General features: G+C 69.7%; 6 protein-coding genes and 1 pseudogene. 2 read left to right on the top strand and 5 right to left on the bottom strand.

The window, feature by feature from the left end; genetic code table 11:
* From ACZ6IM_RS33480 to ACZ6IM_RS33470, 3 genes are all read right to left on the bottom strand, one after another.
* Window positions 1–368: MFS transporter (locus tag ACZ6IM_RS33480; protein ID WP_389900049.1), on the bottom strand; the 368-nt coding region annotated here is incomplete at its 3' end.
* A gap of 143 nt (window positions 369–511) precedes the next feature.
* Window positions 512–1,336: a hypothetical protein gene (locus ACZ6IM_RS33475; RefSeq protein WP_469561819.1), complete on the bottom strand. Its 825-nt coding sequence runs from the start codon at window positions 1,334–1,336 to the stop codon at window positions 512–514.
* Between the two features lie 36 nt (window positions 1,337–1,372).
* Window positions 1,373–2,176, bottom strand: coding sequence for an SDR family oxidoreductase (locus tag ACZ6IM_RS33470; protein ID WP_402678295.1), 804 nt, complete (start codon window positions 2,174–2,176; stop codon window positions 1,373–1,375).
* Window positions 2,177–2,370: 194 nt separating this feature from the next.
* Here ACZ6IM_RS33470 and ACZ6IM_RS33465 point away from each other — a divergent pair, with 194 nt between their 5' ends.
* Together ACZ6IM_RS33465 and ACZ6IM_RS33460 are read left to right on the top strand one after the other, a co-directional pair.
* A complete protein-coding gene (locus ACZ6IM_RS33465) occupies window positions 2,371–3,201 on the top strand; it encodes a GNAT family N-acetyltransferase (protein ID WP_402678294.1) in 831 nt (276 codons plus the stop codon).
* Between the two features lie 863 nt (window positions 3,202–4,064).
* Window positions 4,065–4,205, top strand: a pseudogene (locus ACZ6IM_RS33460) (fumarylacetoacetate hydrolase family protein); the annotation flags it as partial.
* 90 nt (window positions 4,206–4,295) lie between these two features.
* Here ACZ6IM_RS33460 and ACZ6IM_RS33455 read toward each other — a convergent pair.
* On the bottom strand, window positions 4,296–4,751 hold the full coding sequence (locus ACZ6IM_RS33455; RefSeq protein WP_399936869.1) for a VOC family protein: 456 nt from the start codon (window positions 4,749–4,751) through the stop codon (window positions 4,296–4,298).
* A 484-nt stretch (window positions 4,752–5,235) separates the two neighbouring features.
* Entirely contained in the window at window positions 5,236–6,003 is a 768-nt protein-coding gene (locus ACZ6IM_RS33450) for an SDR family NAD(P)-dependent oxidoreductase (protein WP_399936871.1), read from the bottom strand.
* Between the last annotated feature and the right edge of the window lie 135 nt (window positions 6,004–6,138).

The raw sequence follows: 6,138 nt of genomic DNA, 5'->3' as shown, positions 1-6,138 counted from the left end.
CCGATGACACGCCACATCGCCAGGTCCCACAGCGCGAACGGCAGCGCGGAGCCGACGGCGCTGACGGTGAAGAGGACCGCCGCGATCTGCATGCACCGGATGCGGCCGATCCGGTCGGCGATGCGGCCGGCGGTCGCGGCACCGATGGCGCAGCCGATCAGCGCGACGGCGATGACCTGGGCCAGCACCGCGGAGCCGACGTCGTAGCGGTCCCGGATGGCCTCGACGGCACCGTTGATCACGGAACTGTCGTAGCCGAACAGGAAACCGCCCATCGCGGCCGCCGCCGCGATGAAGATGACGTGCCCGAGATGATCGGGATGAGCCGTCCTGGCTCCTGAACTGGGCGCCTGCGATGTGCTGGCCACGTGTACTCCTCGGGCTACCGGCTCCGGGGCCGGTCCGGTATGGGCGAACTCTCGTCCCTAAAGACCGCCTTCACCCGACCGATGTGACACATATACCCCTGTTTGTGCGATATGTGCCGTCGCCAGCCTTCCGAAGGACGGACTCAGCTCCAGTAGTCGCTCAGTCGATCGGTGCGGGACAGTTCACGCTGCTCCCGCGGGGTCAACGGGCGCGGGGCGGCGGCCGCTTCGACGGCCTTGACCGCGCCCTCGCTCAGTACTCCCCCGGCGCGCAGTTCCTCAAGGAGCCGGGACAGGGCGTCAGTGTGGGCCGCGACCTGTTCCAGAGCCCGGTCCAGCCGCGGCCGGGCTGCGAGGTCCAGCGCAGAGGGTGCCGTTTCGGGGCTGCCCCCGTCGCCGACGAGTTCCAGGAGGTGGCGTCGGCCTTCCTCCTCGGTCCGTTGCCACACACAGCGCCCGAAGCGCATGCGCACCGGTGTGTCGCTGATGCCCCGGCGCGTGACGTCGTACCAGGCGCCGGGCTCCCTGAGGAGTTCCTCCAAGCGCTCGTCGTCCTCACCGCTCAGCTCCGCGACGACCGTCACCGTGATGGTGTCCTCGTCGGCCCGTTCCCTGTACATGCCTGGGACGATGCGCAAACCCTCTACCTCGAGAGCTTCCGCATACAGGATCTCGACCTCCTGGATCTCGATCCGGTAGACGTAGATCTCGGGCCGGCGGCCCTGGGAGGATGCGGTCCAGCCCTCCGAGACGCGCCACGCCGCGTCGCTCCCTTGCAGGTGGTCTCCGTCCAGCGTGGCGGCCGCCTGGAGTTCGGCGTCCAGTTCTTGGTGCCTCTCGTCGGGTACGTGCAGTTGCAGGGCGTACCGGCGCAGGGGCCGATCGCTGTGGGCGGAGTTGACAGGAGGCAGTTCGGCGGCCGTGATCTCGCGGAACGCGCCGAGCAGCGTGAGGTTGAGGGTCGTCATCAGCGGTTCTCTCTCGTGCCGTTCGTGTCGTCGGGGTCAGGAGGTGGTGTCCGGCGCGGGCCGGCCGGCGAACCATTCCCGGTAGGTGGTTCGCGCGATGAACGCGTCTGGGCCCGGCAGCAGGTCCCGGGGCCGGAGCCGCGCTCCGTAGAAGGGACTGAGGACGTCCGTACGGACCTTCCGGTACTCCGCCTCCGTCAGCAGGGCCGTGCGCACGAAGGCGTCCAGCCGGAACTGCTCGGGGCCCGCGATCTCACGGACTCCGTTGAGGGGCCGTGTCACGGCGGTGTGCGCCAGCAGGGTCGCCACGTCAGTGAGGGAGACCGGACGCACCTCGGCGGGCGGAACCCACACGATCCAGTCCTCGGTGGCCGCGGTCGCGATGTCTTCCGCCGCGTCGAAGGTCTGCGTGGCGCGGAGGATGGAGTACGGGAGCCCGGACCGCCGGACCATGGCCTCCCGGTTCCTGAGCGCCCGGAACACCCCCTCGCTGCCGATACGGTCCACGCCGACGACGGAGAGGCACACATGGTGACGGACGCCGGCGGCGGCCCCGGCTCTGAGGAGTTCACCAGTGGATCCGGCCCAGGAGTCCGCGAGGGCCGCCTCGTCCACGACCAGACCGTGATCCTCCGAGAGGCTGCCGATGTCGGCGGACGGCTGATGAGCGAGGTCGACCACCACGGAACAGCCCGGCAGTGCCTCGGCGATCTCGTCGGAGATGGGCGCGCGCGGGTCGCCGGGGGCCTGGACGAGGGCGACCTCATGTCCGTGGTCCCTGACCCAGAGCGCGGTCTCGACGCCCATGAGGCCTCCACCGTCGACCACCACGACCTTCATACGAATAACCCTCCTGGCCTTGTGCCACCGACCCGACCGTGCGAGCAGCCACGGGCCGGTGTCGGTGCGTCCACCGGCGATCGGCTGAGCGTTTGACCGGACGGGTGGCCGATGTGTGACACGGAGAACGCCCCGGGGGCGGTCATGGCTCACACTGTGCGGGACGACATCACAATGTGAAGGGAACAGTGTCAATGGACTCGACCAGCGCGGCCGGTACGTCGCACGACACAGTGCGGATCCATGACGGCATGGCGGCCTCGCCAGCCATGGGGTCCGTGTTCGCCAACTTCCGCCAATACCTCATGGGATGGGGCGCCGCGGACCGCCCGGACCTCGGTGTCGACCTCTTTCGCAGCGGCCTGGCGGCCCCGCAGTTCAACGGCGTGGTGCGCGTACGGTCCGCGGCCGGGACGGACGTGGCGGCCGTCCGCAGGGAGCTGGCAGGAGTTCCCTGGTGGTGGTGGGTGGGGCCGGACAGCCCCGAGGACACCGAGGATGTCCTGCGGCACCACGGTGGACGACAGCTCACGGTCATGCCGGTGATGGTGAGGCCGCTCGTCGACCCGGTCGGCGGGGACGACCGGGTCGACGACGCACGTACTCGGTCCGGCCTGCGCGTGGAGCCGGTGCGGGACGACAGGCGACTGCGGAATCTCGTACGGACGTACCGGACGTCCATGGGTATCGGCCCGGGACCGGAGGCCGGGATGGTACGCGCCGAGTCGCAGCGTGGGGACAACGCGGACATCGTCCGGCTGGCCGCGGTGCTGGACGGCCGAGTGGTCGGGACAACCGTACTGATCACCGCGCATTCCGTGGCCGGGATCTTCCTCGTGCACGTGGCCGCGGAGCTACGCCGACAGGGGGTCGCGACGGCGTTGACGTCCGCCGCGCTCCGGGTGGGGCGAGAGCGCGGGATGCACTTCGCCGCGCTCGTGGCCAGCCCCGCCGGGGAACCGTTGTACCGACGGTTCGGCTTCACGGCGGCGTACCGGTACCGTCTCTTCGACTTCCCGGACTGAACCAGAACGAGTAACTCCAAGGGGCCTTCCAGGTCACCGGAGGCGTCCGCGGCCCGCGGCACGGCGACGGCAGCGACCGATGCGGATCGACAGCATCCCGAGAAGTACACGCGTTCCCGGTCCATGCCACGCTCGTGGACAAGATGCGCGCGTATGTCCCGCGCGGCGGACGGCGGAGACGATCGACGCACCGTGGACGTCGTCGCCGAACCGCTGCCGCCGTCCCGGGGGAGCCAGGTGACCGTCGTTCCGACGCAGGTGGTCAGGGCCAGAACCGCGGAGGCATCGGTCGCGTTCCGCGTCCGGCACTTCACGCAACTGTTTCGAGGTCAGGCCGTGCAGCGCGTCGGAGCTGCGCGCGGCATGGACCGAGAAAAGTCAGGCGGGGCGCCGGCCAGACCGACGGGGCCACGAGTCGGTGTCGGGGAACGTCATGTCTCTCTCCCCCGCCCCATTGTGCCCGGCGAACTTGCCCATGGGCTGCGCGTGCTGGGAGCTTCGCATCGCGAAGTGCTCGTCCTCGACCTGTGCGGCGGCCGTGTCACTGGCGCCGCCTAGACGTGCGGAACATTCTTGACCCGGAGGTGTTCGTCGACGGCGAGGCGGCCCAGGCGGTCACGTTCGCCCGGGATCTCGGCCGTCAGCGGGCTAGCGACGGTACCGCCGGTTCACACGACGGTGGACGTGGGGATGACCTCGACGTCGGAGAGGACGACCGGGTCGGGGGTGACGGACTTCACGGTGCGGCCCGACCGCGGCTCGACACCCATCCCCTCGACGGCCGCGGACGGCTCAAGCGGAAGCCCCTACTGTGTCCGGTGCGACGCTGGGCCCTCACGGGCCCTCGGCCACCCCCCAATATCCGGGGCGACGACGCGTTCCTGCGGCTGGCGCTGACGGCCGAGGTCAACCGCGCGAAGGTCGGAGATGATCTGCTGTCCAACATGAGCTGGACCTTCGAGGAGCTGACCGCCTACGTCTTCCACGGCACCCGCGTCGTTCCCCGCGCCGAACCCGTACCCGCTCCCGGCCGGCGGGGCGGCCGGGAGCAGCCGTGAACGACCCGTGCCGACGGACTTCGCCGTCCGCGGGCCTCAACCGGACTCGGCGGGAGCTTCCGCCTGGATGCCCCGCAGGAGGCCGGTGGACTGGCCCACCTCGACGAGGTAGCCGTCGGGGTCGCGCAGGTAGCAACGCAGCTCGGCACCGCGATCGACGGGTTCGGTGAGGAAGTCCGCTCCCTGAGCGACCGCATGCGCGTAGAAGGAGTCCAGGTCGGCCACCCTCACGTTGAGGAAGCTGGACACGCGCTCACCGCTTCGGGGTGCCTCCAGCGTGACCCCCGGCTTGTCGGGGGTGGGGCCGCCACCGGGATTCATGATGATCCAGCTGTTGGCGACCTTCACCATCGCCGGGTTCTCCATCATCACCACCTCTCCGCCGAAGACGTCGGCGTAGAAGCGCCGGGAGACGGCGACGTCGCGCACCGTGAGGAAGTGCGTGAGCAGGAGGCCGTGTTGCGGTGCGGGCAGCTTCCCTGATGGTGTCATCGACCCGTCGTCCCTTCATGAGCCCGAGCTGTCCCGGGTCGGCTCCGGAGTCCGGCCCGTCGGCGTGCACGCGGGTGCCGTCATCGCATCCGCACGCGCCTGCGACATGTGACCGAGCCGGGGGCCGGTTCGTGACACCGGTGACCGCCCTCGGCGGAGGGAGACACCGGTCCTGCGGGCCGGTGCCTCGACCCGCCCGTGGTGATCGATCACCTCACGCGGGCCTGTCACCACGTCAGTGACGCAGGACGCCGGGCGCGATGTCCTCGGTGGCCGCCTCACCACTGCCGTGCCGACGCCTCGGCCTCCCGGCACAATCGCCGGGCAGCTCAACGAAAGTGACACCATGTCACGAGGGTCTGCTCTGCCGTGTCCGGTCAGTGTGAAGCCGAGCCTTCTCGTCCCTGCGGCTGACGAAGACGCCCCCGGTGGATCGGGCACGCGGTACCGCCCCGGGTCCGCAGCCGTCCCGACGCGCCACTCGTCAGATGAGTTCCAGGCCGCCGTCGACGGTGATCACCTGACCGGTCGCATGGCGTCCGGCCGGGTCCGCCATGCGGAGGATCCAGTGAGCCACCTCGTCCGCGTGCGCGATGTGGTGGGTCGGGATGCGGTCGCGCTCATAGGCGTACATGTCGTTGGCCGCCTCCGGTGTCAGACCTGCGTGCAGCATGACGTCGGTGCGGGTGGGGCCGGGAGCGACCGAGTTGACACGGACACCCTCGTCGGCCAGCTCCAGTGCCCAGCTCCGCGTCATCTGCTCGATGGCGGCCTTGGTGGCCGAGTAGTGCGCACCCCCAGCCATCGGGCGGTGCCCGTAGGTGCTGGAGAGGTTGATGATCGACCCCGAGGTCCGGCGCAGGTGCGGCAGGGCTTCGCGAGCCAGAAGACTGGGTGCGACGACGTTGAGCGCCAGCAGATCGACGATCGTCTGCTTGTCGGCCTCCGCCAGCGGCATGACCGCTGTCGCACCGGCGTTGTTGATCAGGTGGTCGAGGCGCCCCCACCGCTCCACGGCGGCGCCCACCACCGTGGCGGGCGCATCGTCGCCGCAGATGTCGATGGCCAGGACGTCGATGTTGGCGTGGGCTGCGGCGGTCTCCTTCAGGGGCGCCTCGCGGCGGCCCACCCCGAGGACGTACGCACCCGACTCGGCGAAGGCCACGGCGGTGGCTCGGCCGATGCCGGTTCCAGCGCCGGTGACGATCACGACGCGACCGGAGAACGTCTCATCGGACTGGTTCGGGGACATGAAGACTCCTTGTTCGATGTTCGATGTACATAGAACACTATGTGGCAGCGTCGACGAGGTCGTCAAATGGGGAGGCGGCGGCCGGGTGGCGGATACCCATGACGCGACCCGCATCCCGAGTCAACAGAAATCATG

This window comes from Streptomyces sp. NPDC042336 (assembly GCF_055581985.1).
This window is presented reverse-complemented; position numbering and strand designations above follow the sequence as displayed.